24 protein-coding genes are annotated in these 19,613 nt (G+C 45.6%); 10 read left to right on the top strand and 14 right to left on the bottom strand.

The genetic code is table 11. The features are described from left to right. Positions 1-5 precede the first annotated feature (5 nt). Positions 6-1,031 carry a phosphoribosylformylglycinamidine cyclo-ligase gene (gene purM, locus QUB51_RS22835; RefSeq protein WP_333262387.1) on the top strand — a complete coding sequence of 342 codons (1,026 nt, stop codon included), beginning with the start codon at positions 6-8 and terminating at the stop codon, positions 1,029-1,031. A gap of 411 nt (positions 1,032-1,442) precedes the next feature. On the opposite strand, the gene QUB51_RS22840 is transcribed toward purM, so the two are convergent. Beyond that, positions 1,443-1,970, bottom strand: coding sequence for a pentapeptide repeat-containing protein (locus QUB51_RS22840; RefSeq protein WP_333262390.1), 528 nt, complete (start codon positions 1,968-1,970; stop codon positions 1,443-1,445). Positions 1,971-2,253: 283 nt separating this feature from the next. Here QUB51_RS22840 and QUB51_RS22845 point away from each other — a divergent pair, with 283 nt between their 5' ends. Then, positions 2,254-2,865: a hypothetical protein gene (locus QUB51_RS22845; protein WP_333233551.1), complete on the top strand. Its 612-nt coding sequence runs from the start codon at positions 2,254-2,256 to the stop codon at positions 2,863-2,865. Between the two features lie 70 nt (positions 2,866-2,935). Beyond that, entirely contained in the window at positions 2,936-3,325 is a 390-nt protein-coding gene (locus tag QUB51_RS22850; protein ID WP_333233550.1) for a hypothetical protein, read from the top strand. Between the two features lie 139 nt (positions 3,326-3,464). On the opposite strand, the gene QUB51_RS22855 is transcribed toward QUB51_RS22850, so the two are convergent. The 4 genes from QUB51_RS22855 to QUB51_RS22870 form a co-directional block, all read right to left on the bottom strand. Continuing rightward, a complete protein-coding gene (locus tag QUB51_RS22855; RefSeq protein ID WP_333262393.1) occupies positions 3,465-3,878 on the bottom strand; it encodes a hypothetical protein in 414 nt (137 codons plus the stop codon). A 200-nt stretch (positions 3,879-4,078) separates the two neighbouring features. After that, positions 4,079-4,711 carry a Uma2 family endonuclease gene (locus QUB51_RS22860; protein ID WP_333262396.1) on the bottom strand — a complete coding sequence of 211 codons (633 nt, stop codon included), beginning with the start codon at positions 4,709-4,711 and terminating at the stop codon, positions 4,079-4,081. 254 nt (positions 4,712-4,965) lie between these two features. Continuing rightward, entirely contained in the window at positions 4,966-5,700 is a 735-nt protein-coding gene (locus QUB51_RS22865) for a hypothetical protein (RefSeq protein ID WP_333262399.1), read from the bottom strand. Between the two features lie 196 nt (positions 5,701-5,896). Next, positions 5,897-6,520 carry a DedA family protein gene (locus QUB51_RS22870; protein ID WP_333054585.1) on the bottom strand — a complete coding sequence of 208 codons (624 nt, stop codon included), beginning with the start codon at positions 6,518-6,520 and terminating at the stop codon, positions 5,897-5,899. Positions 6,521-6,869: 349 nt separating this feature from the next. Between QUB51_RS22870 and QUB51_RS22875 the strand changes: the two genes are divergently transcribed. Beyond that, positions 6,870-7,214: an STAS domain-containing protein gene (locus QUB51_RS22875; RefSeq protein ID WP_333054586.1), complete on the top strand. Its 345-nt coding sequence runs from the start codon at positions 6,870-6,872 to the stop codon at positions 7,212-7,214. Positions 7,215-7,258: 44 nt separating this feature from the next. Here the strand turns inward: QUB51_RS22875 and QUB51_RS22880 are convergent, their stop codons facing one another. The 3 genes from QUB51_RS22880 to QUB51_RS22890 form a co-directional block, all read right to left on the bottom strand. Then, a complete protein-coding gene (locus QUB51_RS22880) occupies positions 7,259-7,909 on the bottom strand; it encodes a hypothetical protein (RefSeq protein WP_333262402.1) in 651 nt (216 codons plus the stop codon). Next, entirely contained in the window at positions 7,902-8,456 is a 555-nt protein-coding gene (locus QUB51_RS22885; protein WP_333054589.1) for an Npun_F5560 family protein, read from the bottom strand. The genes QUB51_RS22880 and QUB51_RS22885 overlap by 8 nt, the downstream gene beginning before the upstream one ends. Before the next feature lie 596 nt (positions 8,457-9,052). After that, positions 9,053-9,664, bottom strand: coding sequence for a class II aldolase/adducin family protein (locus QUB51_RS22890; RefSeq protein ID WP_333054590.1), 612 nt, complete (start codon positions 9,662-9,664; stop codon positions 9,053-9,055). Positions 9,665-10,489: 825 nt separating this feature from the next. Between QUB51_RS22890 and QUB51_RS22895 the strand changes: the two genes are divergently transcribed. Beyond that, positions 10,490-10,666 carry a hypothetical protein gene (locus tag QUB51_RS22895; protein ID WP_333054591.1) on the top strand — a complete coding sequence of 59 codons (177 nt, stop codon included), beginning with the start codon at positions 10,490-10,492 and terminating at the stop codon, positions 10,664-10,666. On the opposite strand, the gene QUB51_RS22900 is transcribed toward QUB51_RS22895, so the two are convergent. The 4 genes from QUB51_RS22900 to psbN all read right to left on the bottom strand — a co-directional run bounded on the left by QUB51_RS22900 (position 10,663) and on the right by psbN (position 14,612). Then, positions 10,663-11,586, bottom strand: a complete 924-nt coding sequence (locus QUB51_RS22900; RefSeq protein ID WP_333054592.1) for a hypothetical protein — start codon at positions 11,584-11,586, stop codon at positions 10,663-10,665. The genes QUB51_RS22895 and QUB51_RS22900 overlap by 4 nt on opposite strands. 633 nt (positions 11,587-12,219) lie before the next feature. Further along, entirely contained in the window at positions 12,220-13,131 is a 912-nt protein-coding gene (locus tag QUB51_RS22905; protein ID WP_333054593.1) for an MBL fold metallo-hydrolase, read from the bottom strand. Between the two features lies 1 nt (position 13,132). Then, the gene (aroC, locus tag QUB51_RS22910; RefSeq protein ID WP_333054594.1) at positions 13,133-14,233 is read right to left on the bottom strand and encodes a chorismate synthase; all 1,101 of its coding nucleotides are present in this window, start codon (positions 14,231-14,233) and stop codon (positions 13,133-13,135) included. A 247-nt stretch (positions 14,234-14,480) separates the two neighbouring features. Beyond that, positions 14,481-14,612, bottom strand: coding sequence for a photosystem II reaction center protein PsbN (gene psbN / locus QUB51_RS22915; protein WP_190742515.1), 132 nt, complete (start codon positions 14,610-14,612; stop codon positions 14,481-14,483). A gap of 212 nt (positions 14,613-14,824) precedes the next feature. On the opposite strand from psbN, the gene psbH reads away from it, so the two are divergent. From psbH to QUB51_RS22935, 4 genes are all read left to right on the top strand, one after another. Beyond that, positions 14,825-15,028 (top strand): photosystem II reaction center phosphoprotein PsbH, encoded by a 204-nt coding sequence (gene psbH / locus QUB51_RS22920; protein ID WP_015176007.1) that lies wholly within the window; start codon positions 14,825-14,827, stop codon positions 15,026-15,028. A gap of 151 nt (positions 15,029-15,179) precedes the next feature. Beyond that, a complete protein-coding gene (locus QUB51_RS22925; RefSeq protein ID WP_333054595.1) occupies positions 15,180-15,440 on the top strand; it encodes a TatA/E family twin arginine-targeting protein translocase in 261 nt (86 codons plus the stop codon). Then, the gene (pth, locus tag QUB51_RS22930) at positions 15,441-16,103 is read left to right on the top strand and encodes an aminoacyl-tRNA hydrolase (protein ID WP_015176009.1); all 663 of its coding nucleotides are present in this window, start codon (positions 15,441-15,443) and stop codon (positions 16,101-16,103) included. After that, a complete protein-coding gene (locus tag QUB51_RS22935) occupies positions 16,100-16,366 on the top strand; it encodes a DUF3146 family protein (RefSeq protein WP_332958583.1) in 267 nt (88 codons plus the stop codon). Before pth ends, QUB51_RS22935 begins: the two co-directional genes overlap by 4 nt. A gap of 81 nt (positions 16,367-16,447) precedes the next feature. Here the strand turns inward: QUB51_RS22935 and QUB51_RS22940 are convergent, their stop codons facing one another. Next, positions 16,448-16,822 carry an S-layer protein gene (locus QUB51_RS22940; RefSeq protein ID WP_333054596.1) on the bottom strand — a complete coding sequence of 125 codons (375 nt, stop codon included), beginning with the start codon at positions 16,820-16,822 and terminating at the stop codon, positions 16,448-16,450. A gap of 81 nt (positions 16,823-16,903) precedes the next feature. Then, positions 16,904-17,737 carry a type II CAAX endopeptidase family protein gene (locus QUB51_RS22945; RefSeq protein WP_333054597.1) on the bottom strand — a complete coding sequence of 278 codons (834 nt, stop codon included), beginning with the start codon at positions 17,735-17,737 and terminating at the stop codon, positions 16,904-16,906. Between the two features lie 376 nt (positions 17,738-18,113). Here QUB51_RS22945 and QUB51_RS22950 point away from each other — a divergent pair, with 376 nt between their 5' ends. Further along, a complete protein-coding gene (locus tag QUB51_RS22950) occupies positions 18,114-19,562 on the top strand; it encodes a GTP-binding protein (RefSeq protein ID WP_333211334.1) in 1,449 nt (482 codons plus the stop codon). Positions 19,563-19,613 lie beyond the last annotated feature (51 nt).

Raw genomic sequence — 19,613 nt, forward strand, 5'->3', positions numbered from 1 at the left:
GACTTATGGATTATCGAGAAGCAGGTGTGGATGTTGAGGCGGGCAGAGCTTTTGTCTCGCGCATCGGGAGTATGGTTAAGAGCACGCACCGATCGGGAGTTTTGGGCGGATTCGGCGGGTTTAGCGGGTTTTTCAGCGTCCCGGAGGGCTTAAAAGAGCCGATTATGGTTTCGGGTACTGACGGCGTTGGGACTAAGTTAAAATTGGCCCACAATCTCGATCGGCACGACACGGTAGGTATCGACTTGGTGGCGATGTGCGTCAACGACGTGCTGACATCCGGGGCCGAACCCCTCTTTTTTCTCGATTATTTAGCCACGGGAAAGTTAAATCCCGAACAATTAGCTGCGGTGGTGGCCGGCATTGCTGACGGTTGCAAGCAAGCGGGCTGTGCTTTACTCGGAGGAGAAACGGCAGAAATGCCCGGTTTTTACCAAGCGGGTGAGTACGATTTGGCCGGTTTTTGTGTGGGAATTGTCGAAAAGAGCAAATTGTTGGACGGTTCGCGGGTGCAGGTGGGAGATGTGGCTGTGGGGCTGGCAAGTTCGGGCGTGCACAGCAACGGTTTTAGTTTGGTGAGAAAAATTGCGGGCGATCTGGGTTTTGATTGGCATTCCCAACCCGAAAAGTTAGGTGGCAAAAGTTTAGGAGAAGTGCTGTTAACTCCGACTACAATTTATGTTAAACCAGTCCTCGAAGCAATTAAGAGCGGTCTAGAAATTCACGGCATGGCTCACATTACGGGCGGCGGTTTGCCGGAAAATTTGCCCCGCTGTTTGGGAGTTAATCAATCTGTGAAAATTGACAGCAATAGCTGGCCAAATTTGCCCATTTTCCAGTGGATTGCTGAAGCGGGCGAAGTTGCCCCAGCAGATATGTTCAATACTTTTAATATGGGGATTGGGTTTGTGCTGTTGCTCGATTCGAGGGAAGTAGAACAGGCTGTTAAATGGTTTGAGTCTCAGGGAATTGGTGCTTGGGCGATCGGGGAAGTGATTGAGGGGAAAGGAGAATTGATCGTGGATAATTAGTAAGAAGCAATCGCAGGGGGTGAAGATTGCTTGGCTTTGTTTTATGCGTTAACAGACAATCTCAACCTGCCTTCATCTGTGTATATCTGCGGTTAAATTTATAATTATGAAAGTAACCGCAGAGGACGCAGAGGACACAGAGGAAGAAAGAGAAAAAGGAATTCACAACAGATGACTCGTTGCTACAAATTTAAATGAAAGTGAAATAAGCTGTTGTGCCTTTAAATACGGTATAATTCAAAACTAATTCCGTGAATTAGTGTAAAATTTTACCCAGAAGGTTTAAATTAATTGAACAGCTATACTATTTATTACATCGACTATAAAATGAAGGATTGTTAATTGTTGAAGTGAGAAAATATCAAAAGCCAAGGTAATGTTTGTATCACAGTTTAAATAAAAAACACCTGATTAGGCTTGTACCTGACTCAAATTTTCCAAAAACTCCTGCACAACTAGATCCGGTTCTTCGCTGCATCGGGTAGGATCGTAATGTTTGACAAGACTGATGCCAGAATCTATGAAAAGCTGGCACATTTCATCTTCTGTTGCGTTTGGATGGGATGATCCACTGTCAATTTTCAGTATCCCTAGCTTGTTTTGGTGGAAGATCAGAAAGTCAGCTTGTTGGTTTTGTCTGCAGGCGGGTGTTGTCAGTCGCAGTTGGGAGTTGGGGATGAAGAGAGTGGAAGTGCGATCGAGTATTTCGGCAATTTTCACTTGTGCGTCGGAGTGAAAGCAAAAACCGTTCCAGTCAATTTCGTTTTCTGATCCCGATAATTCAGTTTCACTATCAGCATTTATTATTTTATCTAAATCGGTTTGAACATAATCAGCTTCATTTAAGTTTGCGAATAATCTAGCTCCACTTAAGTTTGCTCCGCTGAGATTAGCACCGCTGAGGTTAACTTCTATTGTCAGATTTCGCTGTAGATTCACTGAAGTTTTTCGTATTTTTCTGTTTATTTTGGGTTCAGGTCGTACTCACTTTTTTCACTTGTGTGGGATCGCGATCGCCCTCTAGCCCACGTCAAGGTGGTGAAGAAAAACCTCAAAACCTCGAAATTTCGTTGCGGGCGAGCGGGAATAACAAGATTGATTACCGATCGCAATACAGCTAGGATGACGTAAATACGTCGTTAGGGCAGCCCCTGAAGAGGAGCGCACTCAGCTAGCGGGCTGGCGATCTCATCATATTGGAAAACTGTCCGGAGTATTGTCAATGGCAATAGCATTAAGTGGTAGTCCCAAGGATTTCATTTATGGAGGAAGCAGGTTAATGTTTAAATTGTTGCAAAAAATAATGATGAGTGGAAATAACACATCACAAAATATTGACAGACAGATCAAGAATGCCACCATAGAAATCACCAAAAATACAGTTAAATTTGGTTCAGATGTCTATCAGTTTCGTAACGTCACAGGTTTTGGCGTATGCCCTGTTCGGACCTTTAAAGTGCCAGTGCCATTGATTGGGTTATTCTTTATAGTTGGCTTTTTTCTATTTGTTTTTTATACTGATGATCGTGGAGAAAAAAGTGCAGGATTCGCTATGATATTTGTCACATTTCTCGCATTTCTTTATAATACGTTTTGGCCACTAACATACGGTCTTAAATTATACCTAAATTCAGGTTCTCCATTGCCAATATTTGTTACCAGTGATATGCGAGGGTTAAAAGGAGTAGTTTCAGTCTTATATGATTTCATGGAAAGCCATGAAGAAGGTCGTTATGTAGTCTATTCAAACGATAACTCGATCAAAATAGAAGGAGGTATTGGAGGTAATTTCATAGGACGTAATGCTATGGGAGATGTAATAAATAAGATATAAAGGTGCTGTTCTATTGAACCACATTTGAATTACATTCAAGATCGATCGTCAATTAAACTAGGAAAAAATCATGGAAGAACAATCGAAAAATTATGTTGGTGGCAGTGTTGGAGGCAACTTCATAGGAGGAAATTCTACGGGAAATGTATCAAACATTATCAACGAGTTACCTTCATCCTCTGAAGCCGATAAACCCGGAATCAAAGAGTTACTTACCCAACTCCAAGCAGCAATTGAAGCCGATCCAAACTTGATTGATGACGACAAACAGGATGCTTTAGAACAAGTAAAAGAGTTAGCTGATGCTGCTCAAAATCCTAATGATCCAGAAATGAAGAATAAAGCCAAAACAGCAAATAGGATGCTCGGACGAATTATAAAAAGTGTACCACAAGCCACACAATTCCTAGAATTCTGTAATAATCTACTGCCATTGATTACTAAAGTGTTTGGGTTTTAGTAAGCGATCGCCTTTCAGCAAACGCGCCAAATAATTACGATCGCACTTCTTCTCCTCCCTTGTTCGCAGCATTCTGTCAATTATAGCGATCGAGCTTTTTGAAGTGCGATCGCTCCCACGTCCTGTACCACATAAACAGTTATTTGTCAACATAAACATACTTCCCCAAAACCGTCAGCGGCATCATCTCCCCGCTGCCAAGTAAATCAATTGAAACCCCATCTCGACTCAATATTTTAAACACTTCTTCGTCATCTTTTATCAAACTAGCATTTAATTCAATAACTTGACCTTCTTCCCTCATTACCTCCAACAAATCAGAAGTAGATACTTGAAATATTTCCTGATTATTACACCGCGTAGTCAAGCAATTGCCGTAACTGCCCGTAGCTTCAATATCAGATATTGCCCATTGCTTTAAGAGATAATTTTTGTCTAAATACCCAACGATTTTTGCAACTCTCAATTCCATTTTTTTTTCTGCTTCGCAGCAAAGAGTCACAGCCCATTTTTGACCGATATTATAGCTAATAGCCGACTTTTCAGATTTCATAATGCTTCTGGGATTCTACGTGAATCTACTCGCTTAATTCGATCCTTATGTCCTGTCGAACTCTCGCGATATCTCGGCCGGGGCGGGTTTTTGAGATTGTTAATTATTGGCAGGTATTGTTGGTGAACCCGCCCCTACAAGAACTAGGGTAAATTGGTCGAACATAATATTACTTAATCAAATTGTTCGAGGGCGATCGCTCACTCTTCAGACTCAGATTCAAAATCCACACGATCGTAAATATCACCTAACCGCATCTCAAACTCCACGCAACTCAATCTCAACACCGAATCAGCACCATCATACTCAGACAAAACCCACTTATTATCATCGGTCTTACAAAAATGTTCGACGTGCATCTCGTATTGATCTATCAAAACATACTCTCGAAAAGTAGGAATCGTGCGAAAAAGTTTAAACTTCCCGCCCCTGTCATAATCCGCCGTCGATTCGGATAAAACCTCAGCCACCATCACCGCATTAGTAATCGTATCTTTCCTACCCTCAGCAAACTCCAACTTACCCGCCACCAACATCACATCAGGATAAGTATAAACCCGCTTCGACGGTATCCACAAACGCAAATCGTTGATAAATACTCGGTACGGTTGTCCTTTGGTAGCAAAATTTAATGTCCCATAAAAATTGCCAGCTATTTGATTGTGATTCGGTGTTCCGCCTGTCATAGGGATTATCCTGCCATCCTGATATTCACTTCTAAATTTTGCCCCCTCTTCCAGCATTAAATACTCTTCTGGAGAGTAATAAATCTGTACTTTGTCCTCAACTTTGTCTTCAACTACTTCGGCGCGAATTTCTATTGATGTTGTCATAGTACATCCTCGGACGATCGTACTTACAATGATATAGCATATGACCTGTGTATGTAGTACCTATAATCTGATGGCAAGTAAGGTGCGTCGCTATCTAGAATCTGCAAGTTATATCGAAAATCTCGCAGCGACGCACCCTACGGATTAACTACTCCGACCTTCATAACCGGGTTTTTTTCCCGAATCTGCGATGATCTAACGAAGTATTTCGTAAAAAACCCGGTTTCTGAGCCTCCATGAATCGAAACTACAGCTCACAAATCCTCATCTTGTGTTTCCATTACCTCTCCTTCAAACTCAAAACCCCGCTCCATACCATCAAAATACTTGTCAAAATTAGGCTTGATCCACAGTGCAGCTTCCCCGTGTCCCAACTCCACAGCTTTATCAATTACCTCCTTCCAATCCCTCAAAGAAAATCCCGTCGCTTCCATCGTCTTGAAACAATCCCAAACAAACTTTGGCACCGATACCGGTGACACCGCATACCTCAACAATTCCTCTGCACCCTCGGGCGAAATAATCACATTATTCTCAACCCAAATCATACCCACATCTTCTTCTCTTTCCCCCTGCCAATTCACTTCGCCATTTAAAACATAACCCCAAGGTTTAAGAAAATTGTCGATCAGATACTGCAACCATTCGACATAATCATAAAACTTTTCTACGCCGCTCCATTTAATCCCCCCGCCGTCAGCAGTAGGAATCCACTTACACCACAATCCGGGCTGAGTCTTCGGCGGGCGGTTGTAATTAACAACAGAAACTTCGGAGTCTTCATCCCATTTTTCATTGACAAAATAGCAGCCTTCTTCGCCCACAGGCAAACCCACCGCTGTTCTCGCCGGATCGGGAATACTTTGCAAAATCGCCGGATTTCTCTTCATCCGTCGAGTGCGAGAAAACTCTAATAAGTAAATAGCTTCGCTGTCTAATAACCGTTTATTTAAATGAAATATTCCGTCAAATATTGTAGTGTATCCCATGATTTCTACCTATTATAAATGTATGGTTTAGTTTTTTTTTACAACAAAGTTTATTGTGTGTGGAACGGGCTTCTAGCCCGTGGCTAATCTTGGCACAAAATGTAAGTTTAAGCTCGTATGTTCAAATATTATAAAGAACGGGCTCTCCGGCCCGTTCCACAAGAATCTTGAGTTTTTTGGGTAACGGATTGCAACCCTACTTAGTCTTGTCCAAAGTCCGCGCCTCCAACCAAATAGGAATTGCAATCCAAGCAACTGCTAACAGCAAAGCAAATACCGCAAATTGAGCAGCCCAAGCTACCAATTTTTCTAAAGACACAACTTGTCCCAAGAAGTAGGATAAACTTACCATTACAGATGCCCAGCTTGCAGCACCCAGAACATTGAACAGCGAAAATTTCCAAAAAGGCATTTCTGCAATACCTGCTAGGGGGCTAGCAAAAATTCGCAGCAGTGCGATGAAACGGCCCAAAAATACGGCTTTAGCTGCATTTTTGCTAAACTGTTCTTTTAAGTCAAACAGTTGTTCTTCTCGAAAGCGGAAAAATTGTCCCAGCTTCAGCAGCAGCGGCCAGCCGCCGTACCTGCCGATCGCATAACCAAAATTCCCGCCCAATGTAGCACCAGCGATCGCACTGCCGAGTACATACCAGTAATTCAGTTCCCCACTGCCAGCTAAAAACCCGCCAGCAATCGTAATAGTCTCGCCTGGAAGAGGAACTCCCAGATTTTCCAGCAAAATTCCCAGAAATACTGCCCAGTAGCCGTAATCACGCGCAAACTGCTGAATAGTCTCTAACGATAAAAACTCAAAAGACATTCGATACTGCCTTCGTAAACTTTTGCAAAGCTCAATACATTTATATATTGGCTCGATTCAGCCAATAGTGCAATCTTTCGCTGTGATGAAAAACACACTGTTGTCGCGATCGCTGGCCCAACTAAAAATTAGGCTTTCAGGCATACTAGATGAATAGAGAATTGTTGCAGTTGCGTTCCGCGCGATCGCCAGCCAGTTTTCCTCCTAAATTTATCACAACGGCTCTCCCCACCGATTCCCACAAGGGCGATCGCCAATCCTAAAACATACGCTGAAATCCCCTGAGTCTCTTAAGAGAGTCAGCAACTAAACAAACTTATTCATACTTTACGATCCTAGGATAACTGCTATGGAATCTCCCAACTTCAACCCACCCATCGTCCTTCAACCTCACAACTGCCTCGACTCCCAAGCCGGCAGCCTCCTCCAGCAACAGCTAGCCGAGATTGTGCCCGATCGCCACAAACTCTGGGTAATAGACATGGCTGCCGTAGATTTCATCGACAGTTCCGGGATCTGCGCCTTAGTCGGCGGACTCAACGCCGCCCGCCACCGGGGATGCCGCCTCGTCATCTGCAACCTCTCAGCGACAGTCAAGCTAATTTTTGAAATTACTCAACTCGACCAACTCTTTGAAATCTTCGACAGTTTCGAGCAAGTTATCTCCACTGAAACTCCGGCTTTAGTTGCTTGATTAAAATGAGATACCGAGTTTAAATCTCAAGTTTCCCAGAGACTTCAAGCAACCGCAGAGTGAATCTCAATATCATAAATAGGTTTATTTGTCAAGCAATACCAATGACAAAGAAATAAATCCGGCACTTGAACGCCGACAGAAGCGATCGCAGGTGCAGCAGGAAAAGGCAAAAGTCGATCGAAACAAATCCTTTCCCCTACAAACCCGAACTGCATCAAATAAGTCGCTGGCGGCGCATTTAAAAGATTCAGCAAGCGGTAAGCCAACTCATACAACTGCTGTCGCCAAACATCCGACAAATGCACCGGTTGAGAGTAACTCAACTCGCCAGACTGCTTAGAAGGTTCCCCACCGATCGCCTCAGCATACAGTGGGCCCTTTGCCGTCAACACCACAGGCAGCCAAAAATTGCCACCGCCGACGGGAAAAAGCAACTCCTGGGACACTCGATCGCGCGCTGCGGAAACATTGCTACAAAATCGAAACACATCTTGAGCAGGAAAAACCAGATTTTCTGGCACATCCAGCGTCAAAGGACAAACGATCGCCCCACCCGGAGCGATCGCGCCAGAATCGAGTTCAGAAACCCCACAGATATTGACTTCAGTTAAAGGATCAGATTGAGCGATCGCCGCGGAGAGACTTGCGGCCGAATCTTTCTCACCACCCGCCACAATCAAAACCTTAGACATTGCCAAAGCTCGGCATTTGAATTCCCCGATCGTCCGTTTCATCGACGCTCGGCAGATCCAGGCCCTTAGCCTTGCGGCTCCGCACCGCGAGACGGTAAGTTACGCTTTGCAACTCAGTGTGCAACTGACGGTTTTCCTTTTGCAATTGATCCAACTTTTCCTTAATCGGATCGAGCCGCTCGGCAAACTTCTGGCGGTAAACCCCCGGCAATTCCTGCACTACCTGTTCTAGCATCCGAGAGCGATCCGTCAATTCTTGCACCGACTGCCGCAGTTGGTAAACCTCAGCATCCCGTTCGGCGATTTGTTCCTGATAAAAACCCACCTGTTCTTCAACAGCTTGGAGTTGTTCCCGCATTGCCTGCATTTGAGCTTGGTGGCGATCGGAAACTTCCGGCGCCGGCACAAAATTAGAATTGCCCTTCACCAGCCGGAAAAGTTCTTGAGACAACTGCTGCACCAATTGGTCGCGCATTTGCAGCTCTTCGGTGAGACGAGATACCTCTGATTGCAGTTCTTTTGAGCTTACAAGTTTAGTTTGATTCATAAGAATGCTCGGTAAGTGGGAAACTCAGAGGCTTTAGCCCTGAGAGGTAAACGACACGGGCGGTTTCAATACATTCGACGGAGTTTATCCTGAGCGAAGCCGAAGGGCGAGCGTGACCACAGCCTTGAATCCGCTTTCCCCTCCGGCGAGGGGTAGAGGGGTATAATTACCCCTCTGTGGAGATATGGTTATCTCCGGCTCCCTTTCGGGGTAATGTTCGCTTCGCCAATGTTATAAGAGCTTGTTAAGCTTGCAGCACTGCCTCAGTGACCTTAAGGCTGTTTAACTACAAGCGACAGAGCGGAAAACTAGCGTCGCATTCTCCGGTGTCGTGACCCAAATAACGTAGACCTCTAAAGTCTTAGGCTGGTCAGTACAGCTTGCTCAATCAGTCGCGACCAAGCTCAGTCCCTTTAGGGCTGGGTTACTGACAATGACTCTCAGCTTTTACGATTAAATCTAGTATATATCTGCTATTTAGAATATCTTTCCATTACCACAGAGGCAAGAGGCACTTGGCAATTTTTGAGCTGGTTGCGAGAGTTTGATGCTCGATCTTTACCACAACCGAGGCGATGGATCAACCGTTCGAGAGATCAACGCTCAACTCCAATCTCATTAATCGCAGCCGAAAGCACTTTGCCAGCTTCGTCCACGGTGCCGCCAAAACAGATAATGCCGTCCTCGTGACCGGCCATCGCCAGAATTTTGCGATCGGCCAAATTCTCCTCCTCAAAAAGTCTAAACATTTCTAAGGCCATCTGGGGAGTGCCGTAAGGTATTTCTTTTCTAGTAGTAGGAATCTTAAACAGCAGTTGCTGCCATAGCTTAGGATTGTGGACATGAATTATCCCGCCCACCTCCTCTCTCTGAAGGTACAGGGCCGCGTGAGTTAGGGACTCCGACGAAGCTTGTACGGGCCCCCGGCAGCCAAGGTAATTTTGTTCTAAGTTAAATTCGGTAACAGTACAGTATGATTCTGGCCCCAGATTCCTCAAGTGTGCAGTCTGGGTTCCCGAAATCACGAATTGGCAAGAATTACCGAGTCTGACACTGACGTTGCCAAACCCTATGCCATTTTCGTAGACGCCAATTAATCCCCAAGAGTGGAGCCGATCGCGCCAGTCCATCAAATCTGTTATGTTGGTGGCAGCTACAGGGCCTGCCTCTTCCCAATCACAACGGTACTTAACGACTCCTTCATCCATTTTTTTGTTTGATCGGACACTACTGTGACACGACAGAGTTGGCTGAAGCTGAGACTTAATCGAACTTGTCAAGAAGTTGTCAAACAGCTTTTTTTGCTTGCTGCCTTATGTCTCCGTGCATAAGTGCCTTAACTAATCTACATTCCAGTGTCGCCGTAATTAGCTACCGACATTAGCAAAAAGTAAGCTAGGAAAGTTGAACCAATTATTCCAAAAATCATGATTTAGCCTCTAGGTGATTACAAAAGTTCAATATGAAAATGTACCCTTTCAGTCGGGGAGTTTGATTCTAGGCTTTTGCCCGATCGAGTTTCTGATGTGAAACTACATAACATCCCTGAATCGCTTATTGTTCTATACTACAGCATTTCTACTGAGTTGAGCTCTACCTTAAGAAATATTTAAGGATAAAGTACCCTTAATCCGGTAAGTCCGGTAAAAAGCAACCGTAGATTTACTTATTTTTTATAAGTGTACATATATTTAAGAAAAAAGCAAGCGGAACACAAAAAAAATATTTTTTAGCCAGTCTGGGACGCACTGGCACAATCTTCGGGTGTTCTACGTTATTCAACACCTCTGTCGATCGAGCAATTTTTAGCTCCGGGGCATCCTACAACCTAAGAAACCGGGTTGAGCCTAATATTATGTCACGTAAAATCACCGCAACGCCAGCTCGCGTCGGCGGGTTCACCAAAATCTGTAGTAGTAGTATAAGTTATAGATCCGGTAAACCCGCGCCTACCTAGAGGGGGATAGTCGATCGACCGAACCTGATATAAGTCCTATTAACTGAGATGTTGCACCATTCTCCATTAGTCTTTTATGAACAGGCTTTTCGGCCTGTTCCACAAGAAAATTTATATTTTGTGGAACAGGCCGAAAAGCCTGTTGCTGACAATGGTGCAAGATATCAGATTAAGAAAAAAACAAGCCGATCGAGCAGTGATGACTCGATCGGCTAAATTTTTCTGGGAAGCGCGATCGCCCCCAGCCCTTTAAATGTGGAAGTGATACAAGATGCTGCCGTCGTCTTTAATTTCGCAATTGGCATTAAAAACTTCAGCTTGTTGGTTCAAAAAACGCTGAGCGACATCCGGCGACAGCCGCGTTTCCATCGCAAACCGCACCAGAGTGATTTCGCCCCGGCCTTCTTTGATCAATCGGTACAAAGCACTTTGGAGCCTTTCGCTCTCTTCTCGCTGAAAAGCTGCTTTGTACCTCCAATCCGCCACAGAAGGAATCAAACCGCGGCTGACCAAAATTGCTAGCAGCAAGCCAATTCCCAAAATCAGAGGCACTGTCGGATCGCTCGTAGGCGTCGCCACAATTTGCGGCACTGTAGCGGCGGCCAAACTGCTAACCATTTCTTTTTCCGACGCTTGCGTATCCGCCATTGCAAGCTGAGTTTTGTTGTAAAAGTCTTGCTGAAGCTTCATTTGCTGCAACAGACGAGCGCGCTCTCTTTCGTATTGGTCGAGTTTTTGCTGAGCTTGTTTCAGGTCTTGAGTGACTTGTGCCAAGCGTTGGTTGAGTGACTGATTGACTGATTGCCACCGATATCTGTTAATCAGGCGGCTTTTTTCAACCATGCCCTTCATCAACATATCCGCCGTTTTGATTGCTTGCTCCTGATCTAGCGAGCGATACCCAACCACAATTTCTAGGGGTTGTTCCGGCTTAGAAATTTTGACAATAGCATTTTGTCGAACTTGCTGGGGCGACAGCTTAACTGCATCTGCCACTGCTTTGACAACATTATCTGCTAGGAGAACCTCCGGGGTGAGTTGCTCTCCCTGCTTGAGAATTGTCGTGCCCGTGGTCGAAAATTTGACTGGCGGATTATTAGAACTGAGAGTGCCTTGAGCCATGAATCCGGGGGGCGGGGCGAGGCGGTAGGCCAGGGCGCCTGAAATACCCATAATTACAGCAAAACTGCCTAGGGCAATCCATCTGTATTGATGTGCTGAAGATCTAAAACGTAAATTTCCCATTTTGATAGTCAAGTCATAACATTCGCTTGCCGCAGCTACTGCCAAACGCCAGAGCGATCGTTTCTTTCTGGTTAGTCAAATTGACTGCTGAAAATTTTCTCAGTTTGTACCTAAAAGCTATTAGCTTTTGAGAGTTGTCAATATTCATGAGCCCAAAAAACCGATCGCGCTTTTATTTGATCCGAGCTATAACTTCAGTTTTTGTCCTTAATAATTAATCTGTAACAAGGCTTCTGGAAGTCTACTGGCCTCAGACTAGCACTCAGGCGTGCGAGAGCCTCGCCTCCCCGTGTTTGTTGACATTCAAAACTGTCTCCTTTTCACCCTTGGCAATCCTCCAATTATCTTACGTCTTGGCGTCTTGCGGACGCGGTTGAAGAATAAAAAAAACCTTAAATAATCTGCCTAAAAACTTAACAAGCAAGAATTATACCATGCACTTAAGAGTTTGCTGCGTATTCAAAAAAATTGTGGAGCTGGTTTCGCCCCAGATCCACATATTCACATAACAATTATGGTTCGATCGGTTGATGGTTCGATCGCTCTGGCAAGGGCGACTTTTCAGAAGCCGATCGGCAAAATCAGACCCTCGCGGGCCATGACAGCCTTCGGAAAAGCAATTTGCACATCTTCGGCGATGCGATCGAGAAAATCGTCTGTGTGAGCCGGATCGTGGTGAAAAATCACCACTCGTTTCACCCGCGCCTCCTTAGCCATTCTCACCGCTTCCTGCCAAGTCGAGTGTCCCCAACCCACCTTCGGAGACTTGGGGTTGTGATATTCCTCGTCTGTGTACATCGCATCGTAAATCAGCACATCAGCGTCGAGGGCTAAATTGTAGACATTCTCATCTAGTCGATCGGGAAAATGCTCAGTATCCGAACAATAAACCACAGATCGTCCCTGCCAAGTCACCCGATATCCCATAGCAGTATTCGGGTGATTCAGAGAACCCGTCCTAATCTCAATATCGTCCAGCATCATCGTCTGGTTGTGATTGAGTTCGTAGAAATTCAAATCTGCCTGCAAACCCATCAGCGGCACCGGCGAATTCGAGTGGAGCACCCGTTCAACGAAGTGCCTTTTCATGCAATCTCCATCCGGCGGAGTCGCGCCGTAAATATCAAAGCTATTGCCGCGGATGAAAGCTGGGGCGAACAGCGGGAAACCTTGAATGTGATCCCAGTGATAGTGAGTAAAAAACATATAAGCTTGCACAGGCATTTCTTGCACCAACTGGTCTCCCAGCATCCGCAAGCCTGTTCCGCCGTCAAAAATCAAGCGTTTGCCAGCGACTCGCATTTCCAAACAAGAAGTATTGCCGCCGTAGCGAACAGTTTCCTGTCCGGGTGTCGGAACACTGCCCCGCACGCCCCAAAACTGTACTACAAAATCATCTATACCTTTTATTGATTCGGAGGGTTGAGGGCAATCAAGGGGATTTGCCGCTACTGAGGACAAGCTGATTTCCATTTTAAAATTCAGGCTTTAAGGTTCCACATTGTCCGTGATGGCGCAGCAGATGGTCGCACAACACTAAAGCTACCATTGCTTCCACCATTGGCACAGCTCTTGGCAAAACACAAGGGTCATGCCGTCCCTTGGCAGCCAGCAGCGTTTCTTCGCCTTCTCGGGTAACGGTGCGCTGCTGCTGGCGAATTGTCGCAGTCGGCTTGAATGCCGCCCGCAAAATTATATTTTCGCCGTTAGCAATGCCACCCTGAATTCCGCCAGAGCGATTCGTCACTGTACGAATTACACCCTTATCATCAGTATAGTATTCATCATTATGTTCGCTGCCCTTGAGCAGAGTCCCGGCAAACCCGGAACCTATTTCAAAGCCTTTGCTGGCGGGCAAGGACATGATGGCTTTGGCCAAGTCGGCTTCGAGTTTATCGAATACGGGCATTCCCAGCCCTTTTGGTACATTGCGGGCGACGCATTCGACTACACCGCCGATCGAATCTCCGCTGTCGCGAACTTTTTCGATCAGTTCAATCATTCTTTCGGCACATTCGGCATCGGGACAGCGAACGATGTTGCTTTCTACTTGTTCTAAGGTAACAGTGTCCGGGTCGGCGACACATTCTAAGTCTTTGATGCGTTTGACGTAGCCGACTATTTCTACTCCTGCTGCTTGTTGGAGAATTTTTTTGGCGATCGCCCCTGCTGCTACTCTACCTATTGTCTCTCTCGCCGAACTGCGACCTCCGCCTTGCCAGTTACGAATTCCGTACTTAGCATCGTAGGTAGCATCAGCGTGAGAAGGGCGGTAAGTTGTCGCCATTTCGCCGTAATCTTGGGGGCGAGTGTCTTGATTGCGGACTAAAATTGCGATCGGCGTTCCCAAAGTTTTGCCTTCAAACACCCCCGACAGAATTTCGCAGGTATCTGCTTCTTTGCGGGGCGTAGTAATTTTGCTTTGACCAGGGCGGCGGCGATCGAGTTCGGCTTGAATGAACGATGCGTCGATCGACACCAGGGGCGGGCAACCGTCAATTACTACTCCCACACCGCCGCCGTGAGATTCCCCAAATGTCGATATCCGAAATAAATGCCCAAAGGTATTGCCCATTATGCTTTGCCCTGAAACCTAATAATTTTTAGCTTAAATGGAATAGAGATTTACTGTATTTATGAAAAATATACCATTGACGAGTAGACGACGACAGGCGATCGCCTCACAGCATCACTCCCTTCCCGCCCCTAGAAGAATATCTACCAGGGAGAGAGGGAGAGACCGAGAATAGGAGATATCTGGAAACACACTTAAATTCATCCGTGTATCCGTGTCCGAATCCGTGTTGTGCCTTCCTTCTTCTTTAGTCTTCGTGTTCTTCAAAAGGATCTCTCAATTCCTTAGCGGGAGGGCCGAAAGCCGTGTAGATCGAGAAACCGGTGATAGCCACCAGACACACGCCCAGTGAAATGCCAAGAACTGCTGCAGGTTCCATATTTTTGATCGATTATGAGTGCTCCACTCTATAATATTACAAAAAATAACAATCCGTCTGAAAGTCTCGTGATTTTAGGCGCTGTACGGTATGGCAGCCAGCCCCCACTCCCCGTTTTGCGAGTCCCCCGGTGGCATTTCTGAGAAATTGCGATCGCAATTAGCGGTAGAAATATGTCAAACTTTTCTGTAGAGATTCATTTCAGGTGACTTATGGCACAACGGACTTGGTTAGGAGATATACTCAAACCCCTTAACTCGGAATACGGCAAGGTAGCCCCCGGCTGGGGAACCACGCTATTGATGAGCGTGTTCATTGGACTGTTTTTCGTGTTCTTGTTGATTATTTTGCAAATCTACAACTCTTCTCTGATTCTGGAGAGTGTGGATATGGATTGGTCGAGTCTCGGCCGCTAAAACTAGATCGCAAAACAGTAAGGCTAAAAGTAAAAGCTGAGGGTTGAGGAGAAAGGGCAAAAGCTAAGTTTTCCCGTTTTTCCTTACCCTTTCCGATTACTTTTGCCATAAATAAACAAAAAGTAACTAAACAAATTGCTGGAGAAAAACCATGAATATTTTTGGCATTGGTTTGCCCGAAATGGCCGTTATTTTTACGATCGCCCTATTGGTATTTGGCCCGAAAAAATTACCTGAAATCGGTCGGAGTATGGGGAAAGCAATTCGGGGCTTTCAAGACGCTTCGCGGGATTTTGAGTCGGAATTCACGCGGGAAGCTAAGCAGTTAGAAGAAGCAGTAGCAACTAGCAGCAAACCGGCAACTGAAAAACTCACGGCGGCTACTCCCAAGGAAGATAGCACAGAGAGTTAAATGAACAACACTCAGAAGTCGGAAACACCAGCGGAGTTAGTGATTCCCCAGCTAATTGTTGGGTTGGGCAATCCCGAACCTAAATACGATCGCACCCGACACAACATCGGCTTTAATGCTGTTGATGCCTTGGCTAAATCTTGGCAGATTTCTCTGTCGGAAAATCGCAAATTTCAAGGCATATTTGGCGAGGGAAACCGGCCGCGGGGACAGAAAATCCGCTTGCTGAAACCTCTAACTTACATGAATCTGTCGGGTCAAGCGATTCGGGCGGCGACGGATTGGTACAAGATACCTGCGGAGTCGGTATTAATAGTATACGATGATATGGATTTGCCGATCGGGAAATTGAGAATGCGGCTTGCCGGTTCTGCCGGCGGACACAACGGCATGAAATCGACAATTTCTCATTTGGGTACAGACAAATTTCCTCGCTTGCGGATTGGCATCGGCAAACCTCAAAACGATGCTGCTAAAAATGAGAAAGATACGATTTCCTTCGTGTTAGGAAAATTTTCCTCAGAGGAAAGTCAGTTAGTAGAGAAAGTGCTTAAACTGGTTGTAGAAGCTGTGGAACTAAGTCTGCACCAAGGAGTAGAAAAAGCCATGAGCCTTTACAATAGTCGCACAATTGCAGAAACAAACGCGGAAACAAAAAGGTGAGTTCGAGACGTTTGCCTGAAACAACTGCATATGTCCGGGTTACTGGCCAATCTTGGCAAAAAGGCACGATTGAGGGTGAAGTCACTGCCGGCAATTTTGAGTGGCAGTTTCAGTGGCGTTTCACGTCAGAAAAAACACTGATTCTTGAGCCTTCTCAGGGTAGGGCATTGATTCAGGAACCGCTGCACCGTTTTCTAGAAAAATGGGATTATCAGCTTGAACCGGGCGGGGATTATTCGTTTACGGTTCGGGCTGAGTTTTAAAATCTTGGTAATGGGAAATGCGGAAAAGGTAATCGGGAATAAAAGCTTCCTGTAGTAGGATATCCCGCTTCCAGTAATTCTTTAATTAATTACGGGAAAAGGCTGTAATGGGAAATTGGGAAAGGGCGATCGGGAAGGCAAACTTTCTCTAGTAGTATCTCCAGATTCCAGTGATTCTTTAATTAAAGCAGGGTTCATCCCTTCTCGGTAAGCCCCGCAATAATACATTGTCAAAACAGCTTTGTAAGCCCAGTGATTGGAAGGTACATCGGTAAAAGGATTGGGCAGAGTTTCAGCCTGATTCTGCACGCAAGCATTGATAATTTGTTCTGGCGTTTGCTGCACTTGAACTAAAGAATTATTTTGCTTTATTTGTGCTGGATTTTGCGCCTGTGCGGGAGCAAATAAACCTGGATAAGTTAACAGTGTGGCAATGGCAAAGATGCTGAGTTTCATAAGTTTATCAATTTCGTAATAAGTTGTTTGGTAGTGAGGAGTTTAGTCCTCAAAGCAGTCTGAAATAAGGACTATTCGTCCTTACTCGAAACCCTTGGATTGTTGGGACATTTTTCGCATTCCCACAGCCAAGACACTCAAAAACAACAGCCCGATCGCCCCAGCTAGCGGATTGCCGTTAACTCCTGTTACCCAATCGGGAACAGAGGCCGAATATCGCACTAACTGCCCGATGTTAATAATGTAATATCCCCAGACTAAACCTGCATGAAGCCCGATCGACAAACCGAGGCGATTTTGGCGCGATCGTTTTCCCCAAACCAGAATCAAACCCAGCAACAACAACCCCGGAAACTGCGGCCAACTCTGCAGCATGGCCGCCACAGGTTTGATAAAATGAGATAGGGCAAACACCAGGCTATTCACCCACAGAGATATTCTATAATTGTAATCCCGCTGCAACTCGTCCAGCAACCAACCTCGGAATACCAACTCCTCCGCAAAACCGACTCCAAGGGCGCTTAACAGCCCTTCTGCGATGATTCTCGGCAAATTATCAGAATTTTGCCACGCGACTAAGCCGAACAGTCCTTGCACCGCAAATAAGCTAAAAGTGAGCAAAAGCCCGATCGCCAATCCGATTAAAAGCTCAAAACCGTTTTTTCGCGTATTGATTAAACCGTAACTTTTGAGTAATTGGGTTTGTCCGTAAACCTTTTTTCCCCAGATCCGCACCAAAAATAGAAACTCTGTAAACAACAGCGCCATAGTGAGAATAGTTGCAAGGTTGCTATCTTTAACTAACAAGTAAATTGGTGCTGCTAGGGGCAGCCAAATTGCTAGCAAGATTAATAGGAAAATTATCACACGTAAAGGAAAGGGATAACTGGCTATTATTTGGAGGCGGTTAATCATTGTTGTAAATGAGTTGAAATTGGGTAAATCGGCTTAGTGGTCTGTCGCACTGTCCGACAGGGGTTAAAAACCCCTGTCTCATAGCGAAAGTCCTCTCAAAGAGGACTGAAATTTATCACAATCTAATTTAGGTTGGCAGTCGGTTTTAACCGACTTTTGCTATAAGACGGGGATTTAAATCCCCGGCGGGCTTGCGGGTGAATGCGAGAACTTTTGGCTGAGTCAGGCTTGAGTAAATCCGAGAGTTAGAATTTGGTAAATCCGAGAGTTAGAGTTGGATAAATCCGAGAGAATGTACAAAGCAGACAGAGAAAGCTAGAATAGCATTGTATTCGCTGAAACTTTAAACAAAACAGAACTATAAAATAAGGGAACAATGACTGAAGCCTCGGATTTTTCAAATGTCGATCGAGAATTAGATGACACAATTTTAAGCTTCGCAGACATTCAGGCAGAACTCAACCTGCGCCACGCTAAAGATGCTCTGCGAGATATAGTAGAAAATCTCGACTTGACAGTTCAAGAGCGAACTGGACTGGAACCGGAAATTGGCGGGTTGGAGAAAATGCTCGACAAGCTAGAGCGCGCTTGCGTGCAAATAGCTGTGTTTGGGATGGTGGGAAGGGGAAAATCTTCGGTTTTGAACGCGCTGCTAGGTCAAAATGTGTTTGAAACTGGCCCGACTCACGGGGTGACTCGCACGACGACTATCGGGCAGTGGGATGTCGGAGAGGGAATTGATGAGAAGTTGCCCGATAGACTTTCGCCAGTTATTTACCGTTTGTCGCAAGTGGAATTAATCGATACTCCGGGAATAGATGAAGTTGACGGCGAAACTCGCGAACTTTTAGCGCGCCGCGTTGCTCAACAAGCAGATTTGATTTTGTTTGTAGTTGCTGGCGACATTACGAAGGTGGAATACGCAGCACTTTCGCAGTTGCGGGAAGCCGGAAAACCGATGTTATTAGTGTTTAATAAAATTGACCAATATCCTGATGCAGACAGGCTGGCAATTTATCATAAAATTCGAGACGATCGCGTGAAAGAATTGTTGTCTCCCGATGAAATTGTGATGGCGGCGGCTTCGCCTTTGACGGCGAGGGCGGTGCGCCGTCCCGACGGAAGTATGGGGGTGCAAATGACTCGCAGTTTGCCACAAGTGCAAGATTTAAAATTAAAGATTTTGGAGGTTTTAGACCGGGAAGGCAAATCTTTGGTCGCGCTGAATACGATGCTCTGTGCGGGGGATATTAACGAGCATTTGGTGCAGCGAAAAATGGAGATTCGAGATGACGCAGCTAATCGAATTATCTGGAACGGCGTAATGACGAAATCGGTGGCGATCGCACTTAATCCAATTACTGTAGTTGATATTCTTAGCGGTGCGGTAATTGATGTGGTGATGATATTAACTTTATCTAAAGTTTACGGCATTGCGATGACGGAAGCGGGCGCGGTGGAATTGCTGCAAAAGATTGCGATTAGTATGGGGGGAATTACGGCGGGTGAATTGTTGGCTAATTTTGGTTTAAGTTCTTTGAAAGGATTGTTGGGTTTGGCGACGCCGGCGACGGGGGGTTTGGCTTTAGGGCCTTATTTGTCTGTGGCGGTGACGCAAGCTGCGATCGCGGGGGTTTCTTCCTATGGTATCGGTCAAGTTACTAAGGCTTATTTGGCTAATGGTGCTTCTTGGGGAGATGATGGGCCAAAGGCTGTGGTGAGCAAGATTTTGTCTTCTTTGGATGAGGATTCTATTTTAAATCGGATTAAGGAGGAGTTGCGGGCTAAGTTGGATTTGGGCAGTGTGGAAAAACAGAAATCTTAGCGATCGGCTGTTTTACGTTGACCCAGCAATCCTGGCGCAGCCCTGCCGCAA

Source organism: Microcoleus sp. AT8-A3 (assembly GCF_036705675.1).
Taxonomy (GTDB): Bacteria; Cyanobacteriota; Cyanobacteriia; order Cyanobacteriales; family Microcoleaceae; genus Microcoleus.